Source organism: Streptomyces sp. Tu 2975, assembly GCF_009832925.1.
Classification (GTDB): Bacteria; Actinomycetota; Actinomycetes; order Streptomycetales; family Streptomycetaceae; genus Streptomyces.
In genome coordinates this window covers 2,557,861-2,576,380 of sequence record NZ_CP047140.1, presented here as the reverse complement: position 1 = coordinate 2,576,380, position 18,520 = coordinate 2,557,861, and the positions used below count along the sequence as shown (strand labels likewise).

Here is an 18,520-nt window from a genome sequence, read left to right as displayed (position 1 = left end):
CCATGTCGGACAGCATCATCAAGCTCACCGCCGCCCAGATCGCCGCGAAGATCGCCGCGGGCGAGCTCACGGCCGTCGAGGTGACGCAGGCCCACCTGGCCCGCATCGAGGCCGTCGACGAGAAGGTCCACGCCTTCCTCCACGTCGACCGTGAGGGCGCCCTCGCGCAGGCCCGCGCCGTCGACGAGAAGCGCGCGAAGGGCGAGAAGCTCGGTCCTCTCGCCGGTGTGCCGCTCGCACTGAAGGACATCTTCACCACCGAGGGCATCCCCACCACGGTCGGCTCCAAGATCCTCGAGGGCTGGATCCCGCCGTACGACGCGACGGTCACCCAGCGGCTCAAGGCGGCCGACGTCGTCATCCTCGGCAAGACCAACATGGACGAGTTCGCCATGGGGTCCTCCACGGAGAACAGCGCGTACGGCCCGACCGGCAACCCGTGGGACCTCACCCGTATCCCCGGCGGCTCCGGCGGTGGCTCCAGTGCCGCGCTCGCCTCCTACGAGGCGCCGCTCGCCATCGGCACGGACACCGGCGGCTCGATCCGTCAGCCCGCCGCCGTGACCGCGACGGTCGGCGTCAAGCCCACGTACGGCGGAGTGTCGCGGTACGGCATGGTCGCGTTCAGCAGCAGCCTCGACCAGGGCGGGCCGTGCGCCCGCACCGTCCTCGACGCCGCCCTCCTCCACGAGGTCATCGCCGGGCACGACCCGCTCGACTCGACGTCCATCGACGCGCCGGTCCCGCCGGTCGTCGAGGCCGCCCGTAACGGCTCCGTGGCCGGGATGCGCGTCGGCATCGTCAAGCAGTTCCGCGGCGAGGGCTACCAGGCCGGCGTCGTGCAGCGCTTCGACGAGTCGGTGCAGCTGCTGAAGGAGCTCGGTGCCGAGATCGTCGAGCTGGACTGCCCGTCCTTCGACCTGGCGCTGTCCGCGTACTACCTCATCGCGCCCTCCGAGTGCTCCTCGAACCTCGCCCGCTTCGACGCCATGCGTTACGGCCTGCGGGTCGGCGACGACGGCACGAAGTCCGCGGAGGACGTCACCGCGCTCACCCGTGAGGCCGGCTTCGGTGACGAGGTCAAGCGCCGCATCATGCTCGGCACGTACGCGCTCAGCTCCGGCTACTACGACGCGTACTACGGCTCCGCGCAGAAGGTCCGCACCCTGATCACCCGGGACTTCGAGAAGGCGTTCGAGCAGGTCGACGTGATCGTCTCCCCGACGACGCCGACCACCGCCTTCCCGATCGGCGAGCGTGCCGACGACCCGATGGCGATGTACCTCGCGGACCTGTGCACCATCCCTACCAACCTGGCCGGCAACGCGGCCATGTCGCTGCCCTGCGGTCTCGCACCGGAGGACGGCCTGCCCGTCGGCCTGCAGATCATCGCCCCGGCCATGAAGGACGACCGTCTGTACAAGGTCGGTGCAGCCGTCGAGGCGGCGTTCGTGGAACGCTGGGGGCACCCGCTGCTTGAGGAGGCTCCGTCGCTATGAGTGCCATGGCAAAGAAGGCCAAGAACTTCAAGAAGTCCAGGACCGGGCTGTACGTATCGCTCGGCAGCACCGCGTTCGGCGCGATCAGCGTCGCCAAGCAGGCCAGGCTGGCCCGCGAGGACGGGGACGTGCTGCGGCTGATCGACGCCGCGGTGTCCGCCGCCGCCATCGTCACCGGCCTGGCCATCCTCTACCGCGAGCTGAAGCGGCTCGGCGACGACGACGTTCTGCTGGGCTGAGAGGGAAAGTTTCATCGTGACCGTCACTGAACTGGTGTCGTACGAGGACGCCCTCGCGTCCTACGACCCCGTCATGGGCCTCGAGGTCCATGTCGAGCTCGGCACCAAGACCAAGATGTTCTGCGGGTGCTCCACGGAGCTGGGCGCCGAGCCCAACTCGCAGACCTGTCCCACCTGCCTCGGCATGCCCGGCTCCCTGCCGGTCGTCAACGCGGTCGCCGTCGAGTCGGCCGTCAAGATCGGCCTCGCGCTGCACTGCGAGATCGCCGAATGGTGCCGCTTCGCCCGGAAGAACTACTTCTATCCGGACATGCCGAAGAACTTCCAGACCTCGCAGTACGACGAGCCGATCGCCTTCAACGGCTATCTGGACGTCCAGCTCGAGGACGGCGAGGTCTTCCGCGTGGAGATCGAGCGCGCCCACATGGAGGAGGACACCGGCAAGTCGACCCACGTCGGCGGTGCCACCGGCCGTATCCACGGCGCGTCCCACTCCCTGCTCGACTACAACCGGGCCGGCATCCCGCTGATCGAGATCGTCACCAAGCCGATCGAGGGCGCCGGCGCACGGGCACCCGAGGTCGCCAAGGCGTACGTCGCCGAGCTGCGCGAGCTCATCAGGGCGCTCGGTGTGTCCGAGGCCCGCATGGAGATGGGCCAGATGCGCTGCGACGTGAACCTGTCGCTGCGCCCGAACGGCACCGAGAAGTTCGGCACCCGCTCCGAGACGAAGAACGTCAACTCGCTGCGCAGCGTGGAGCGCGCGGCCAGGTACGAGATCCAGCGGCACGCCGCGGTGCTCTCGTCCGGCGGCACCATCGTGCAGGAGACCCGGCACTTCCACGAGGAGGACGGCTCCACGACGTCCGGCCGGGTCAAGGAGGAGGCGGAGGACTACCGCTACTTCCCCGAGCCCGACCTCGTCCCGGTCGCGCCCACGCGCGAGTGGGTCGAGGAGCTGCGCGCCACCCTGCCGGAGCTGCCGCGTCTTCGGCGCAACCGGCTCCGCGAGGAGTGGGGCGTCTCCGAGCACGACATGCAGTCCATCCTCAACGCCGGTGCGGTCGACCTGATCGTCGCCACGATCGAGGCCGGCGCACCCGCCGACCAGGCCCGCAAATGGTGGATGGGCGAACTGGCCCGCAGCGCCAACGAGTCGGGCAAGGCCCTGGACGAGCTGCCGATCACCCCGGCGCAGGTCGCCCGGGTGACCGCACTGGTCAAGGAGGGCTCGCTCAACGACAAGCTGGCGCGTCAGGTCATCGAGGGCGTGCTCGCGGGCGAGGGCGACCCGGACGCCGTCGTGGACAAGCGCGGCCTGAAGGTCGTCTCGGACGAGGGCGCGCTCGGCGCGGCCGTCGACGAGGCGATCGCGGCCAACGCGGCGATCGCGGACAAGATCCGCGGCGGCAAGGTCGCGGCGGCGGGAGCGCTCGTGGGCGCGGTCATGAAGACCACCCGCGGCCAGGCGGACGCTGCCAGGGTGAAGGAACTGATCCTCCAGAAGTTGGGCGTCACCGAAGGCTGACGGCTGTACGCACGGCGAGGGCGGCGCGCACCACGGGTGCGTGCCGCCCTTCCCTGTTCCCGGCGCCCACGTCGCCTGCGGGGGCGGAGGTCGGCGTCGCGGCATGCGCCTTCGTGGTCATGGCGGGCATCCGCGTCGGATCCGCGTTACCGATCAGGGAGCCGGGCCGTTGTCACCACATGACCACAGCACACCGTGTACTTGCCGCTCTTGCCCTCGCCACCGGCGCCTCCGCGCTCGCGGCCCCCGCCGCGACCGCCGCCCCAGCACTTCCCGTCGGAACGCTGTCCGTCATGGACACGGTCGACACCCTCACCGAGAGCTCCGTCGCACCCGAGCAGCGCGGACAGGTGCCGAGCGCCTCCGAGCAGCTCTCCGGTCTCAACAGGCTGGCCGAGGTGCCGGGTGAGCTGGACCCGCTCACCAGCCAGGCCGCGCCCGTGGTGGGGCTGCTCAGCGCCTAGGCAGTGCGGCGACCTGACGGCGGCGGGCGGACGTCAGTGACGGACGCCCAGCCCCGGCAGCCACAGTTCGCCGCGGTCCTTGCAGCTCACGTCCCTCGCACGCAGTTCCTCCGGCGCCCTGGTGCCGCGGGCGCACAGTTCGGTGACGACGAGGGCGGCCAGGTCCGCGGCGTTCTCCGGTCCGGGATCGGGGAAGTCCGTCTGCCACCAGCCGCGGTCCCTGCTCTGCCAGCCGCGCGCGAGCATCGTCCTGGCGCGGTCGTCGTTGTTCTCCCCGTCGCGGTCGTCGATCGAGGCCTGCAGGCCGTCCTCGAGGCTGTAGGACACGAGCAGCTGGCGGCCCCTGTCGACGGCGCTGGTCAGACAGAAGCTCGCCCAGTCGGTGCCGACCTGCACCGGCAGCTGCTCCACCCACGCCGCGAGGAGCAGCTGAAGGCCGTACTGGAACTGCGCGAGGTCCGCGGCGGGCCGACCGCCCTGACGGGACGTCGGGCGCTCGCCGGGGCCGCTGCGGTCGAGCAGCCACACGTACGGCAGGAACGCCGGGTCGTACGGTTCGCCGCCGGACCAGGCGCCGCCCCACTCGAAGGCCCGCCGCTCCTCGCCCTCGAGGGTCAAGGTGTCGTGGACCGACAGCCCCACCTGCTGCCGGTCCCCGGCGAGCAGGACGATTCTGCGGCCGTCACGCCAGCGGACGCTCGGTCCCTCCGCGGAGCCGCCGTACAGCGTCGGCTCGCCGATCCGCGCCACGATCGCGTCGTACACCTCCTGGAGCGCGCGACGGCGCCCGGCAGGGGTCGTGTCCGGCTCATGGACGAGCACGGGGACGGGGGCGCGGCCCAGATGCGGGCCGGGCGCGTCGTGGAGCATGCGGGCGAACTCCGCGGCGTCCGCGGGCGTCAGGGCTGTCTGGTGGATCCCCCTGTATTCCATGTCGGCCATCGTGCCAGCCGGCGCCGACAAATCCGCTCGTCTTGTGGACCACGGCCGATTCCCGCCGTCGTGCGCCCTTCGCGGCCGGATGCCCCTGCCCTGAGTATGGTGGAGCGGGCGGTTCCGCCGTTGGCCGGATGTCGATCGGACCGCCCGGCCGGGCTCTTGGACGTTCACCACTCGGATGTCACCAGGCCTTCCCGCCGTCATCCGCTCTGATTACCGTCCCTGCGGAGCAATGGCTCAAGGACGAACCATTGGCCGTCGACGGGAGGTCGGGGATGGCACCGGAGATTTCGCGCAGGGGTGTGCTCACGCTCGGTACGGGAGCGCTCGGCGCGGCGGCCGTGGGATCTCTGCTGCCGCCGTCCCTCCGGGCGGTGCTCTCCGCGGATCCGCCGGCGGGCGGGCTGCGCGCGGTCGAGCACGTGGTGATCCTCATGCAGGAGAACCGGTCCTTCGACCACTACTTCGGGACACTGCGCGGAGTGCGCGGCTTCGGGGACCGTAACGCCGTCGAACTCCCCTCCGGCCGGACGGTCTTCGAGCAGCCCGCGCCGAAGGGGCCGGTGCTGCCCTTCCCCGTGCGCGAGGCCGCTGCGGCGCAGCAGAAGGACCTCCAGTACATCGGCGACCTCGACCACTCGTGGGGCGGCGGCGCCAAGGCGTGGCGCGACGGCTGGATGGACGGCTGGGTCTCCGCGAAGACCGCCGCGACCATGGCCTACTACGACCGGCGCGATCTGCCGCTGCACTACGAGCTCGCAGACACCTTCACCGTCTGCGACGCCTACCACTCCTCGATCCACACCTCGACGAACCCGAACCGCAACCACCTCTGGAGCGGCTGGACGGGACACGAGGCCGACGGCACGCGCGCGGTCACCAACGCCGCGTACGCGGAGGGCACCCACCCCGGCTACCCGTGGCCGACGTACGCGGAGCGCCTGGAGAAGGCGGGCCGCAGCTGGAAGACGTACACGGAGTGGGAGAACTTCACCGACAACAGCATCGAGTTCTTCACGAGCTTCAAGAAGATCGCGCGCAAGGCGCTGGCCCCGACCGGTGGCTTCACGTACATGGAGGCCTTCTACGCGAAGGTCCGCGAGACCGAGGACGCGGCGGAGCGCGCCGCGCTGCTCGCGTCACTCGAGCGGGGTGTGGCGACGCTGTCGAAGGGCGAGCGGTCGCTCTTCGAGCGCGGACTGCGCCGGGTCGAGACCGGCACACTCGCCGACAGCTTCCGTGCCGACGTGGCCGCCGGCCGGCTCCCCGCCGTCTCCTACCTCGTGCCGTCGGCCGTGGACTCCGAGCACCCCGGGGCCTCGTCGCCCGTCGCCTCCGCCTCCCTCGTCCACAAGGTCCTCGACGCCCTCGCCTCGCACCCCGACGTCTGGCGGCGCACCGTCGTCCTGATCACCTACGACGAGAACGACGGCTTCTTCGACCATGTGCCGCCGCCCGTCCCGCCCGCCGACGACACCGCCGAGCGCTGGCAGGGGCTCCCGACCGGCCTCGGTATCCGCGTCCCCATGCTGGTCGTCTCGCCCTGGTCGATCGGTGGCTACGTCTGTTCCGAGGTCTTCGACCACACCTCGGTGATCCGGCTGCTGGAACGGTGGACCGGGGTCGAAGAGCCTCTCATCACCCCGTGGCGGCGCACCGTGACCGGCGACCTCACCTCGGCCTTCGACTTCGGCAGGGCACGGCCGCAGCCGGAGGTGGAGAAGCCGGGGGAGGCACCCGCGTTCACGGGCCGCTGGCGGCCGCTGCCGCCCAAGGTGCAGGCGATGCCCGTCCAGGAGCCGGGCACCCGCCCCGCGCGTCCTCTGCCGTACCAGCCCGATGCCCACGCGACGCTGAATGCCGACGCGGTCACCGTGGCGCTCCGCAACAGCGGACGGGCGAGCGCGCACTTCGCGCTCTATCCGTACGCGGGTGAGTTTCCCGCTCCGCAGCACCGGGATGTAAGGGGCGAGGCGCAGTGGACGGTGCCCCTTACGCGTGCCGACTACCGTTTCACCGTCACCGGCCCGAACGGCTTCCGCCGGGAGTTCGCCGGCCCCGCGCGGGGCACGGCCGAGCTCCGCTCCGTCATCGACCACCACGACCGCGACGTGCACCTCAGGCTGCGCAACGGCGGCAGCGCGCCCCTCACGTTCACCGTGCGGCCCCTCGGTTACGTCGAGGAGGCGGACCTGCACGGCTGGACCCGCAGGATCACCGTGAAGGCCGGACGCAGCCGCACCGTCGTGCACTCGGCGGCCGACGCTTACGGCTGGTACGACCTCGAGGTGACCGTCGAAGGGCCGGAACGTGAGTCCGGCTTCCGGCGCCGGCTGATGGGACACATCGAGAACGGCCGCCCGAGCGTCTCGGGCTGACGCCGCGTACGGCGCCGGGGTGAACGGTGCACATCGCTGTCACGGAGCCGGCGATGTGCACCGTTATGCGCCGCTGTGCATCGTGTGTGACTCACCCCACGAAAGGGACAAACGATCACTATTGGCTGCCAGAGTGTTTTCTTGCAGGTCATGAGTTCTTTGCGGGCTGTTCCCGACCAAAGATCCACGAACCACCAGGGGAGCCGGTCCGTTGGCAGCAATTGCCCGGTGGTGCGTCACGCACCGCCTCGTCGTCGTCCTGCTCTGGCTCGTCACACTCGGCGGCGTCGCGGCCGCTGCGGGCTTCGCCGGAGCCGCTTACTCCAACGACTACGAGGTTCCGGGAACCGAATCCGGCCGTGCCACCACCCTCCTCCAGGACGGCTTCCAGGGCCGGGCCGGCGACAGCGACACCATCGTCTGGCGCACCGACAGCGGCAGCGTCCGGGCCCCGACCTCGAGAAACGCATGTCGGACATGCTCCAGGACGTCGCCGGGCTCGACGGGATCGCTGCCGTCGTGAGCCCGTACGGCAGCGACGGCGCCACGCAGATCAGCCCCGACTCCCGCACCGCCTTCGCCGTGGTCGCCTTCGAGCACCAGGTCGAGGACATCTCCGAGGCGCAGGCCAGGGCCGTCGTCGACACCGCCAAGGCGGCCGCGGGCGACGGGGTGGACGTGGAGCTCGGCGGCAGCGCCGTCGCGCTGACCGAGGCTCCCGACGGGCATCTAGCCGAAATGGTCGGTGTGGCGGTCGCGGCGGTCGTCCTCTTCCTGGTCTTCGGCTCCCTCGCCGCCAGCGTGCTGCCCATCGCCACGGCGCTCGTGTCCGTCGGAACCGCATACGCGGGCATCGTTCTCCTCGGCCACGTCATGACCGTCGCCGACTTCGCGCCCATGCTGGGCCTCCTGATCGGCCTCGGCGTCGGCATCGACTACGCGCTCTTCATCGTCACCAGACACCGCAAGGGGCTCAAGCGCGGCCTGCCGGTGGACGAGGCGGTACGCGACGCCGTGGCCACCACGGGCCGCGCCGTCGTCTTCGCCGGCGCCACCGTCTGCATCGCGCTCCTCGGGATGCTGATCCTGCGCCTCGGCTTCCTCAACGGCGTGGCGATCGCCGCGTCCCTCACCGTCGTCCTCACCGTCGCCGCCTCCGTGACGCTGCTGCCCGCCCTGCTCTCGATGATCGGCATGCGGGCGCTGAGCCGGCGCGAGCGCCGGCGGCTGACCGAACAGGGGCCGCAGCCCGAACTGCCGACCGGCTTCGCCGCCCGCTGGTCCGCCTTCGTCGAGCGCCGGCCCAAGCTGCTGGGCGCCCTCGCCGCGGTCGTCATGCTGGCGCTCGCCCTGCCGACGTTCTCGCTCCACCTCGGCACGTCCGACCAGGGCAACGGCCCCGCCTCCGCCACCACCCGGCAGGCGTACGACATGCTCGCCGACGGCTTCGGCCCCGGCGTCAACGGGCCCCTCACGCTCGTCGCCGAGCTGGAGGGACCCGACGACCGTGTGGCGCTGGACCGGCTCCGGGAGGACCTCCAGGCCACCGACGGCATCGCGTCCGCCGGGCCCGTCGCCTACAACAGCAGCGGGGACACGGCGCTGCTCACCGTCGTCCCGGAGTCCGCGCCGCAGGCGAAGGCGACGAGCGAACTCGTCGACCGCCTGCGCTCCGAGGTCCTGCCGGTCGCGGAGAACGGCACCTCGCTCCAGGTGCACGTCGGCGGTGTCACCGCCGGCTACGACGACTTCGCCGAGATCATCGTCGGCAAGCTGCCCCTCTTCGTCGGCGTCGTCATCGCGCTCGGCTGCCTCCTGCTGCTGCTCGCATTCCGCTCCCTCGGCATCCCGCTGAAGGCCGCGGCGATGAACGTCCTCGCCGTCGCGTCCGCCTTCGGCATCGTCGTGGCCGTCTTCCAGTGGGGCTGGGGCAGCGAGCTGCTCGGCCTCGGCAGCGCGGGCCCCATCGAGCCCTTCCTGCCGGTGATCATGGTCTCTGTGCTCTTCGGCCTCTCCATGGACTACCAGGTCTTCCTGGTCAGCCGGATGTACGAGGAGTGGCTGGAGACCGGCGACAACCGGCGCGCGGTACGGGTCGGACTCGCCGAGACCAGCCGCGTGATCAACTCCGCCGCCGTCATCATGATCTCCGTCTTCCTCGCCTTCGTGCTCAGCGGCGACCGGGTCATCGCCATGTTCGGCATCGGCCTCGCCGCGGCCGTGGCGCTGGACGCCTTCGTACTGCGCACCCTGCTGGTGCCCGCCCTGATGCACATGCTCGGCGGCGCGAACTGGTGGCTGCCCCGGTGGATGGGCCGCCTGCTGCCCCGGATCAGCATCGAAAAGCCCGAGTGCCGCGAGGCCACGCATGCGAGGATCCCCGGTGCACGCGCGCGCGAGGACGGCGAGCTCGTGCAGTAACGGCCCGCGGTCCATCGGAGGAGCACTGTGTTTGCCACAAGCCTCGGCGACGACGAAGCGGAACTGCGTCCCCTGGAGCCTTGGCAGGCGGAGGAGTTCTTCGCCCACATCGACCGTGGCCGCGAGTACATCGGCCGCCACGTCGGCCTGCCGGACATCGTCAAGGACGTCTCCGCCGCCCGGGCCTTCCTCCAGTCGTACGCCGACAAGGCCGCCGCGGACACGGGACGCATCTACGGCATCTGGCTGGAGGGCACCCTTGTCGGCGGAGTCATGTTCCGCACCATGGACGTGTCCCAGGGGACCTGCGAGGCGGGCTGCTGGCTCGAACCCACCGTGGCCGGGCGGGGCCTGGTCACGCGCGCCGTGACGGTCATCATCGACTGGGCGGTGGAGGTACGCGGAATGCACCGCGTCGAATGGATCGTCGCCTCCGCCAACCAGGCCAGCATCAACGTCGCCAAGCGCCTGGGCATGACCCACGAGGGCACCCGGCGGGAGCTCTACCTGTACCGCGGCGAGCGGCACGACGAGCAGATCTGGTCGGTGCTGGCCCCGGAGTGGCGCAAGCGGCGGGCCGCGTAGCCGGTCGCCGGGCCGCACGGCGCGGAAATCCGTTGGTGCTCCCGGGCGGGCGGTGCTCCAATGCCCGGATGGAACCACGTGATCAGCAAGCCGTGCTCGCCCTGTTCGACCAGCAGGTGCGCCGGGACGCCCCGGGGGGCGAGCGGGCCGGCGACGTGGTGCGCCGGACCGGAGCCGACGGTGACTGGAGCGGTGTCCTGTGGTCCGCGCTGCGCCCGGAGACCGCCGATGCGGTGATCGAGGGGCAGGTGCGGCACTTCTCCGGACCGGCCCGCCCCTTCGAGTGGAAGCTGTACAGCTACGACACTCCGCTCGACCTCGGCGAGCGGCTGCTCGCGGCCGGGTTCACGCCTGAGCCCGACGAGACGGTGATGGTCGGGGAGGCCGCCCGCCTGACGGCCGGCGCCGGACTGCCCGACGGGGTACGGCTGGAACCGGTGACCGGACCGGCGGGCGTCGACCTCGTGGCACAGGTGCACGAGCAGGCCTTCGGGACCAGCAGCGACCGGCTGCGCGAGCAACTCCTCGTCCAGCTGGCCAAAAACCCCGACACGATCGACATCACCGTCGCGATGGCGGGCGACCTGCCCGTCTGCTCGGCCCGGATGGAACGCTACCCGGGGACGGACTTCGCCGGTCTCTGGGGCGGCGGCACGCTCGCCGCGTGGCGCGGCCGCGGCATCTACCGGGCCCTGGTCGCCCACAGGGCCCGTCTCGCCGTGGCCAAGGGCGTCCGCTTTCTGCAGGTCGACGCGTCGGACGACAGCCGGCCCATCCTCGAACGGCTCGGCTTCACGGCGCTGTGCACCACGACGCCGTACGTCTACGAGCCGTGAGGCCCGGGCCGTGAGCGACGTACTCCGACCTCCGGGCCGTGAGCCCCGGGCTGTGAGGGACTGACGCGTTGAGATCCATGGGCCGTTACGCCCCGCGGTCGTTACGAGCTCTGGGCCCGTGCCAGTACGTCGCCGGCGGCGGAGCGGTAGTAGAGCACGGACCGTCCCGCGCGGCGGCGGTCCACGAGCCCGGCGTCCAGGAGCACCTTGAGGTGGCGGCCCACCGAGCCGAGACCCTGGCCCGTCAGCGCCACGAGGTGCGTCGTGCTCATCGGACTGGCCAGGAGCACCAGCACGCTCGCCCGCCCGGCGCCGAGCAGCCTGGCCAGCGCCTCCGGGGCGGTGGCCCGCTCCGGCTCCGCCAGCGTGCCTGAGCACGGGTACACCACGGCGTTGCGGTGCACCGTGCCGTCGACGTCCGGCCGGTCGGTGGAGATCCATCCGGTACGCGGCGTGACCGGCACGAACAGCAGCTGCGATCCCATCAGCCGCCGGGGCGGGAAGGCACGGGTGTTGATCTGCAGCCGGTTGTCGCCCAGCCACCGCATCTCCGGATGCATCTCGTCCAGTGCGGCCGCCCAGCCCGCCCGGCTCAACTGGCCGGTACGCGCGACCACATCGGCCTCCATGACGCGCCGCCGCCGCGGCCACTCGGGCGCCACGGTCTCCCGCCACACCCACTCCAGCAGGCCGGCGATGCGCTCCGGCAGATCGGGGCGCAGCAACACGTCGGGCAGCGGTCCGCGATGAGCGACCTCGAGGTCGGCGCGGGCGGTGTCTGCCGGCGTCTCGCGGATCCGCGCCAACTCGTCGTAGAACTCCCCGCCGTCCAGCGCCGCGCGTTCGAGTGGCGGCACCGGCGTCAGGAAATCGGCCGTCCACCGGTGCCTGCCCAGTGCGACGGGCACCAGCAGGGCGGTGACCGGGTCGGCGGCCAGCCGCTCCAGGAAGGCGGGCCGGTGACGCTCCAGCCACCGACGCTCGGCGGGATGCGCGGGCGAGTTCCTCTTCAGGACCCTCAGGCTCGCTGTCGTCTCGCAGAGGGGGGACACGACGAAGCGGCTGCCCGCGAGCGTGTCCGCGTTGACCTCCCACCAGCCCAATGGTTTCGCCTCCCCGCGAAACATTAACTCCGCGCCCGAAGGCCTGCCGACACTCCGTCCATGCGCACCTACCAAGAGCTCTTCAAGGCGCCGGAGTTCGCCCCGCTACTGGCGGTCTCCGCCGCGCACGTGGCGGCACTGACGGTGAGCGGGCTCGCCCTGGGGACGCTCGTCCACGACGCGACCGGTTCGCCGCTCCTCGCGGCCCTCAGCATGTTCGGCCCGAAGCTGGCGCAGATGATCGGCGCGAGTGTCCTGCTGTCGGCGGCTGACCGTCTCCCACCGCGCGCCGCGACCGTCGGCCTGGCGCTCTTCTTCGCCGTGGCCACCACGGCCCTGGCCCTGCCGAACCTGCCGGTGTGGGGCATCTTCCTGATTCTTTCGGTACAGGGCACGGTCGGCTCGGTGGGCGGCGGTGTGCGCTACGGACTGCTCACCGAGATCCTCCCCGCAGAGGGCTACCTCCTCGGCCGCTCCGTGCACAACATGTGCGCGGGAAGCCTCCAGATCTGCGGCTACGCCGTCGGCGGCGTACTCGTCAACGTCCTGACGCCGCGCGATGCCCTGCTCATCGGAGCCGCCCTGTACGTGGTCTCCGCGGCCGTCGCCCGCGTCGGCCTCACGAGGCGGCCGCCGCGCGCGAAGGGCCGTCCGTCGGCCCGCGAGAGCTGGGGGACCAACGTGCGCCTGTGGGCGTCGAAACCGCGGCGCCGTGTCTACCTCGCGCTGTGGGTGCCGAACGGACTCGTCGTCGGCTGCGAGTCCCTCTTCGTCTCCTACGCCCCACGCCACGCAGGGCTTCTGTTCGCCTGCACCGCGGTGGGGATGCTGGCCGGGGACATCCTGACCGGCCGCTTCCTGCCCGTGCGCCTGCGTGACAGATTCGGTGCACCGCCCCTGCTGCTGTTGCTCGCCGCCCCTTATCTGATCTTCTTCCTGCACCCCGCGCTGCCCGTGGCGCTCGCCGCCGTGACCGTGGGGGCGGTCGGCTTCTCCGCCAATCTGCTGCTCCAGGAACGCCTGCTGTCGCTGACGCCGAGCGACCTGACGGGTCACGCCTTGGGACTTCACTCCTCAGGGATGCTCACCATGCAGGGCGTTGCCGCGGCGATCGCGGGCGGCATCGCACAGCTCACCTCGCCCGCGACCGCCATGACCGTGATGGCCGCCGCCTCCGCCGCGGTCACCCTCACCCTGGCACCGGGCCTGAGGCGCCCCGCGCCGGTGGCCGTACCCGTCCGCAGTGGCGAGGGGTTCACCAAGGGCCGCCCAAGGCCTGCGGACAAGGCCTAAGGCATCCGGCCGCGGCCCTAAGCCGCCGGCCGCCCGGAGATCCGGCAGTCGCCCGATGCGGCCGACCGTACCGAGGGACGAGGGTGGACACACCCACCGGGGCCGCGAGCCCTCGACACAGGAGGAACACCGTGTTCGACTACGCCATCCAGCAACTGCGCCGTGCCGACCTGATCCGCGAGGCCGACGCAGAGCGCCGCCTCCCCCGCACGCAGCGCCTCGGCCGCGCCCCGCGCCCGTCCGGCGGCGACGAAAAGGAGGGGCGGGTGAGCCGGCCCGACAGCAGTCACTTCACACGGGCCGCATGACTCGGGCCATGACCGGTACACCGATCAAGTCTGCCGCGCCCCCGGACGGTTGTGCGATGCTCGGCGGCGTGGAGACAAGGTCCGTCAGCCCCGTATTCGTCGGCCGCGCCGGTGAGCTGGGAGTGCTCACCGACGCGCTCACCCGCGCCGCCGGCGCCGGCCCGCAGACGCCGGCCGGCGGACCGGGCGAGCCCCAGGCACTGCTCGTCGCGGGCGAGGCGGGGGTCGGGAAGACCCGGCTCGTCGAGGAACTGCTGAGCGAGGCCTGCCGCCGCGACGCCGTCGTCGCCGTCGGCGGGTGCGTCGAGACAGGCGCGGACGGGCTGCCGTTCGCCGCCTTTTCGACCGCGCTGCGCTCCCTGCACCGGCGGCTGCCGGAGGAACTCCTGGCCGCCGCCGGCGGTCAGGAGCAGGAACTCGCCCGGCTCCTGCCGGAGCTCGCCGCGCCGGGCGGCGAACACAGCCGGCATGACGAGGAGGGCATGGCCCGCCTCTTCGAACTCACCTCGCGGCTGCTGGAACGGGTCGCGGCGGACCGCACCGTGGTCCTGGTGCTGGAGGACCTGCACTGGGCCGACGCCTCCACCCGCCACCTCCTCGCCTACCTCTTCCGCACCGTGCGCCGCGGCCGGCTGGTACTGATCGCCACCTACCGTTCGGACGATGTCCACCGGCGCCACCCGCTGCGCCCGTTCCTCGCCGAACTCGACCGCATGCGCACGGTGCAGCGCATCGAGGTGCCGCGCTTCAACCGGACCGAGGTACGGCGTCAGATGGCCGGCATCCTGGCGGCCGACCCCGCCCCCGCCCTGGTGGACCAGGTCTTCGACCGTTCCGACGGAAACGCCTTCTTCGTCGAGGAGCTCGCCACCGGCCTCAGCGACGGCAACTGCCCCGCCCTGCCGGACTCCCTGCGCGACATCCTGCTCGTACGCGTGGAGGCACTGCCCGAGGACGCACAGGGCGTGGTGCGGATCGTCGCCGAAGGCGGCTCCACCGTCGAGCACGGCCTGCTGCAGGCGGTCGCCGGTCTGCCGGAGGACGAACTCATCGCCGCGCTGCGCTCCGCGGTCGGCGCGAACATCCTGCTCGCCGCGCCGGACGGGGACGGTTACCGCTTCCGGCACTCCCTCGCCCGCGAAGCCGTCAGCGACGACCTGCTGCCCGGCGAGCGCTCCCGCCTCGACCGCCGTTACGCCGAGGCGCTGGAGGCCGACCCCACCCTCGTACGGGAGGAGGAGCGGGCCACCCGCCTGGCCACCTACTGGTACCGCGCGGGCGACGCCGCCAAGGCGCTGCCCGCCGTGCTCAAGGCCTCCGTCGGGGCCCGGCGGCGCCATGCCTACGCCGAGCAACTGCGGCTGCTGGAACGGGCCATGGAGTTGTGGGACAGCGCCCCCGAAAGCGTCCGCTCGGAGCTGCGGCCCCTGGACCATGCCGAGGTCTACCCCCCGTGCGGCTGCGACCCGGCGACCACACCGCTGCGCTATCTCGACCTGATGGCCGAAGCGGCGGTCGCGGGGCGGCTCTGCGGCGAACGCGAACGGGCACTGAAGACGGCCAAGCGCGGCCAGCGGCTGGCGGAGGCGGAGGACGATCCGCTGCGGGCCGCCTGGTTCTCGGTCCAGCGCTCCCGGCTGATCTCCGCCCTGGGTCGCGGCGACGGATGGGCCGAACTGAGCGCCGCCCAGGACCTGGTACGGGGGCTGGCGCCCTCCGCGGTGCACGCGGAAGTGCTCGCGGAGGCGGCGGCCTGGCGCAAGGAGCACGCCCCCGGCGCGGAGAGCCTCGCGACGGCCGAGCAGGCTGTCGCGTACGCGCGCATGGTCGGCGCGGAGGACATCGAGCTCCGGGCCCGCCTCACCCTCGGCAGTCTGATGGCCGACGCCGGTGACATCGAGGGCGGCGTGGCCGGTATGTACGCGGTCAAGGACCGGGCCGTCAGCCTCAAACTGACCGCGCACATCGGCCGCATCTACACGAACCTGCCGTCCGTGCTGGAGAGCGTCGGCCGCTCACAGGAAGCGATCCGGATCCTCGAAGAGGGCATCGGGATGATAGGCAGGTACGGACTGCTGGACAGCCGTGCCTGGATCAGGAACAACCTGGCCGCTTCCCACTTCTCCCTGGGCCGGTGGGACGAGGCCGAGGAGGCGGCGGCACACGCCCTCCGCGTCGCTCTGAGCCCGAGACCGAGCGGCCGCGCCTGCGTGCTGCTCGCCGGGATCGCCATCGAGCGCGGGGACGTCGCGAGAGCCGTCGAGCATCTGGCGCTGGCACACAAGCACTTCGGCGCGAACGATCCGGTCCCGCAGGCGACGCTTCCCGCGATCACGGTCGCCCTGCGGATCGCCGCCGCGCAGGGCCGGATCCTCGACGCCCGCCGCGAGCTCGAACGCGCCGTCGCGGCCGGCTTTCCCCTCGGCACCCAGCGGTACGCCTGGCCGCTGCTGCGTGCGGCCGCCGCCCTGGAGGCCGACACACGCGGGCTTCCGGCGGCGGAACCGGGCCGTCCGGAGGCCGTCCAGCGCATCCGCGGGGCCGCCAAGGCACTGGTGACCGGGGTGCCGGTCTGGCGGGCCCATGAACTCCTGGTCCGTGCGGAGCTGCGGCGTGCGGAGGGGAACGACACGCGCGCCGACTGGGCGGAGGCGGCAGAGGCGTTCGAGGAATCGGAGCGTCCCTACGATCTCGCGGCAGTGCGCCTGAAGTGGGCGGAGCGCCTGCTGCGGTCCGCCGCCGCGGGAGCGGGCGACCCCGACCGCAAGCACGCCACGGATCTGCTGCGCCGGGCCCGGACGGTTGCCCGGGAGCTGGGCGCGCGGCCCCTGAGCGAGGAGATCGAGCTGCTGGCCAGGCGCGCCCGCGTCGACCTCACCGAGGCCGCCGCGCCGGCGGACGGCCCGCAGGCCGGTTCGGACCTCGGCCTCACCCGCCGCGAGCAGGACGTGCTGCGCCTGGTCGCCGCCGGTCACGGCAACCGCCGGATAGCGGAGGAGCTCTACATCTCGCCGAAGACGGCGAGCGTCCACGTCTCCAACATCCTCGCGAAGCTGGGTGTCTCCGGCCGCGGCGAAGCCGCCGCCATGGCCCACCGCCTCCGCCTCTTCCAGGACCTGACGGACGCCGCCCCGGCCTGAGGCCGACGCGCGCCACGTCCGGCCCATGGACGTGCGGACCCGGCGAGGACGTGCGCCTCCCCGTCCGTCAGGTCTGCCACGTCCGTCCCGAGACAACGGCCCTGCCGCACCCGGTCGGTGCCCGTCCTCACCTCGTGAGGGAATCGGCAGCACAGATGCCGGGCGCCCGTTCCGGGCGCCCCGTCCTCAGCCGGGCGTGTCCGGGTCGGACCCTCCCGCCGCACGTTCGCTCGCGGACCCGGGCCCGGGCTGCGGGCCGCGCCGGCGATCCGTGGAGCTCAGGCCGTCGCCGGGGGTTTCGAACTCCGGCCCCGTCGCGTCGCCGACCGGAGCGGCGGCCGGCGCCGTGCCGGGCCGGGGCGTGGCTCGCGTACCCGTACGCCCGCCGTCGTCGGCCCCGGCGCTCTCCCACTCCGCGGGCGGGCCTCCGCGGCCCGCGGCGTCGTCGACGTCGGCAGCGTGCGGCGCACGCGGGTGGACCGTCACCTTGCCCGAGTCGAGGTCGATCGGGCCACGGCCGGGATCGCCGTCGCCTACGTCGACCCTGGTCAGCGCGAGGCGGTTGCGCTCGTCGTCGGTGTGCTTTCGGCCGGGTGCGAAGATCTCCTCGAAGGCGTTGAACACGGACGGGCCTCCCTATCGGACCTCCAGTTGGAGGATCTGGTCGTCGCCCGACTCCGGCGTGCCGCGGGTGTCGGTCTCGCTGGTAAGGAGCCAGAGCTTGTCCCCGCCCGCCGGTACGACGGTGCGCAGGCGGCCGTGCTCCTCCTCGAGGAAGGGCTGCGGGTCCGCGGAAGGCGCGGTCCCGGACAGCGGAATGCGCCACAGGCGTTCGCCGAGCAGCCCCGCCATCCAGATCGAGCCACGTGCGTACGCGATGCCGCTCGGTGAGGCGTCCGTCGTCTTCCATTGCGCGACCGGGTCGACGAAGCCGGACCGGCCGCCCTTGCCCTCGACCTCCGGCCAGCCGTAGTTCTTCCCCGGCTCGATCAGATTGAGCTCGTCCCAGGTGTTCTGCCCGAACTCCGCCGCCCACAGTCGCTTCTCGGAATCCCAGGCGAGGCCCTGCACATTGCGGTGCCCGTACGAGTAGACGACGGAATCGGCATCAGGGTTGCCGTGGACCGGGCGGCCGTCCGGCGTCATGCGCAGGATCTTGCCGCCCAGCGACTCCTTGTCCTGGGCGAGGCCCGTCTCGCCCGTCTCGCCCGTGCCCGCGTACAGCATCTTGTCCGGGCCGAAGGCGATCCGTCCGCCGTTGTGGATGATCCCCTTGGGAATGCCCCGGAGCACCGTGTCCGGCGCGCCCAACTGCTGGCCGGCCGGCTTCTGCTCGTCGTACAGCAGGCGGGCGATGCGGTTGTCGGAGGCGGTGGTGAAGTACACGTACACCTGGCGGTCGGAGGCGAACGAGGGGGAGATCGCGAGGCCCAGCAGGCCGCCCTCCCCGCCGGGCGCGACACCCGGCACGGAACCGATCTCGGTCTTGTCTCCGCTCTCCGCGTCGACCCGGGTGATCGTCCCCTCGTCCCGCGAGGTCACCAGCAGGTCGCCGCCCGGCAGGACGGCCGCGCCCCAGGGTGACTTGAGGTCCTCCGCCAAGGTGGACACGACCTTCACGGAGCCCTTCGCGGGAGGGCCTGCTGGGCTGGGTGCGGGGCTCGGAGCCGCGGTCGAGGGCGAGGCGGCTTCCTTGGAGGCGCCGGGTGTACCGGCGGTCGGACTCGTCCCGTCGCCCGACGAGCATCCGGCCGCAAAGATGAGTGCGACGGCGGCCATCACGGCCG

The 18,520-nt window shown here is 72.1% G+C and carries 13 protein-coding genes and 2 pseudogenes; 11 read left to right on the top strand and 4 right to left on the bottom strand.

Annotation, left to right across the window (positions count from 1 at the left end; genetic code table 11):
- Positions 1 to 2: 2 nt before the first annotated feature.
- The 4 genes from gatA to GLX30_RS11155 all read left to right on the top strand — a co-directional run bounded on the left by gatA (position 3) and on the right by GLX30_RS11155 (position 3,730).
- Entirely contained in the window at positions 3 to 1,499 is a 1,497-nt protein-coding gene (gene gatA / locus GLX30_RS11170) for an Asp-tRNA(Asn)/Glu-tRNA(Gln) amidotransferase subunit GatA (RefSeq protein WP_159686787.1), read from the top strand.
- Positions 1,496 to 1,738 (top strand): hypothetical protein, encoded by a 243-nt coding sequence (locus GLX30_RS11165; RefSeq protein WP_159686784.1) that lies wholly within the window; start codon positions 1,496 to 1,498, stop codon positions 1,736 to 1,738. Before gatA ends, GLX30_RS11165 begins: the two co-directional genes overlap by 4 nt.
- A 16-nt stretch (positions 1,739 to 1,754) precedes the next feature.
- Positions 1,755 to 3,266 carry an Asp-tRNA(Asn)/Glu-tRNA(Gln) amidotransferase subunit GatB gene (gene gatB, locus GLX30_RS11160; protein ID WP_159686781.1) on the top strand — a complete coding sequence of 504 codons (1,512 nt, stop codon included), beginning with the start codon at positions 1,755 to 1,757 and terminating at the stop codon, positions 3,264 to 3,266.
- Between the two features lie 179 nt (positions 3,267 to 3,445).
- Complete coding sequence (locus tag GLX30_RS11155) at positions 3,446 to 3,730, top strand: hypothetical protein (RefSeq protein ID WP_159686778.1); 285 nt, start codon at positions 3,446 to 3,448, stop codon at positions 3,728 to 3,730.
- Between the two features lie 33 nt (positions 3,731 to 3,763).
- On the opposite strand, the gene GLX30_RS11150 is transcribed toward GLX30_RS11155, so the two are convergent.
- Entirely contained in the window at positions 3,764 to 4,672 is a 909-nt protein-coding gene (locus tag GLX30_RS11150; RefSeq protein ID WP_208545400.1) for a hypothetical protein, read from the bottom strand.
- A 272-nt stretch (positions 4,673 to 4,944) separates the two neighbouring features.
- On the opposite strand from GLX30_RS11150, the gene GLX30_RS11145 reads away from it, so the two are divergent.
- From GLX30_RS11145 to GLX30_RS11130, 4 genes and pseudogenes are all read left to right on the top strand, one after another.
- Positions 4,945 to 7,047: a phospholipase C, phosphocholine-specific gene (locus GLX30_RS11145; protein WP_159686772.1), complete on the top strand. Its 2,103-nt coding sequence runs from the start codon at positions 4,945 to 4,947 to the stop codon at positions 7,045 to 7,047.
- Between the two features lie 211 nt (positions 7,048 to 7,258).
- Positions 7,259 to 9,468 (top strand): annotated as a pseudogene (locus GLX30_RS11140) (MMPL family transporter).
- Positions 9,469 to 9,495: 27 nt separating this feature from the next.
- The gene (locus GLX30_RS11135) at positions 9,496 to 10,053 is read left to right on the top strand and encodes a GNAT family protein (protein WP_159686769.1); all 558 of its coding nucleotides are present in this window, start codon (positions 9,496 to 9,498) and stop codon (positions 10,051 to 10,053) included.
- 68 nt (positions 10,054 to 10,121) lie between these two features.
- On the top strand, positions 10,122 to 10,889 hold the full coding sequence (locus GLX30_RS11130; RefSeq protein ID WP_159686766.1) for a GNAT family N-acetyltransferase: 768 nt from the start codon (positions 10,122 to 10,124) through the stop codon (positions 10,887 to 10,889).
- A 101-nt stretch (positions 10,890 to 10,990) separates the two neighbouring features.
- Here the strand turns inward: GLX30_RS11130 and GLX30_RS11125 are convergent, their stop codons facing one another.
- Positions 10,991 to 11,992, bottom strand: coding sequence for a helix-turn-helix domain-containing protein (locus GLX30_RS11125; RefSeq protein WP_159686763.1), 1,002 nt, complete (start codon positions 11,990 to 11,992; stop codon positions 10,991 to 10,993).
- Positions 11,993 to 12,052: 60 nt separating this feature from the next.
- On the opposite strand from GLX30_RS11125, the gene GLX30_RS11120 reads away from it, so the two are divergent.
- From GLX30_RS11120 to GLX30_RS11110, 3 genes are all read left to right on the top strand, one after another.
- Positions 12,053 to 13,285, top strand: a complete 1,233-nt coding sequence (locus tag GLX30_RS11120) for an MFS transporter (RefSeq protein ID WP_159686760.1) — start codon at positions 12,053 to 12,055, stop codon at positions 13,283 to 13,285.
- A 131-nt stretch (positions 13,286 to 13,416) separates the two neighbouring features.
- Positions 13,417 to 13,593, top strand: a complete 177-nt coding sequence (locus GLX30_RS11115; protein ID WP_159686757.1) for a hypothetical protein — start codon at positions 13,417 to 13,419, stop codon at positions 13,591 to 13,593.
- Between the two features lie 8 nt (positions 13,594 to 13,601).
- Entirely contained in the window at positions 13,602 to 16,733 is a 3,132-nt protein-coding gene (locus tag GLX30_RS11110) for a helix-turn-helix transcriptional regulator (protein ID WP_244258104.1), read from the top strand.
- Between the two features lie 471 nt (positions 16,734 to 17,204).
- Here the strand turns inward: GLX30_RS11110 and GLX30_RS35180 are convergent.
- Both GLX30_RS35180 and GLX30_RS11100 read right to left on the bottom strand, forming a co-directional pair.
- Positions 17,205 to 17,357, bottom strand: a pseudogene (locus tag GLX30_RS35180) (DUF6191 domain-containing protein); the annotation flags it as partial.
- Between the two features lie 12 nt (positions 17,358 to 17,369).
- The gene (locus tag GLX30_RS11100; RefSeq protein ID WP_244258436.1) at positions 17,370 to 18,512 is read right to left on the bottom strand and encodes a PQQ-dependent sugar dehydrogenase; all 1,143 of its coding nucleotides are present in this window, start codon (positions 18,510 to 18,512) and stop codon (positions 17,370 to 17,372) included.
- Positions 18,513 to 18,520: the final 8 nt, after the last annotated feature.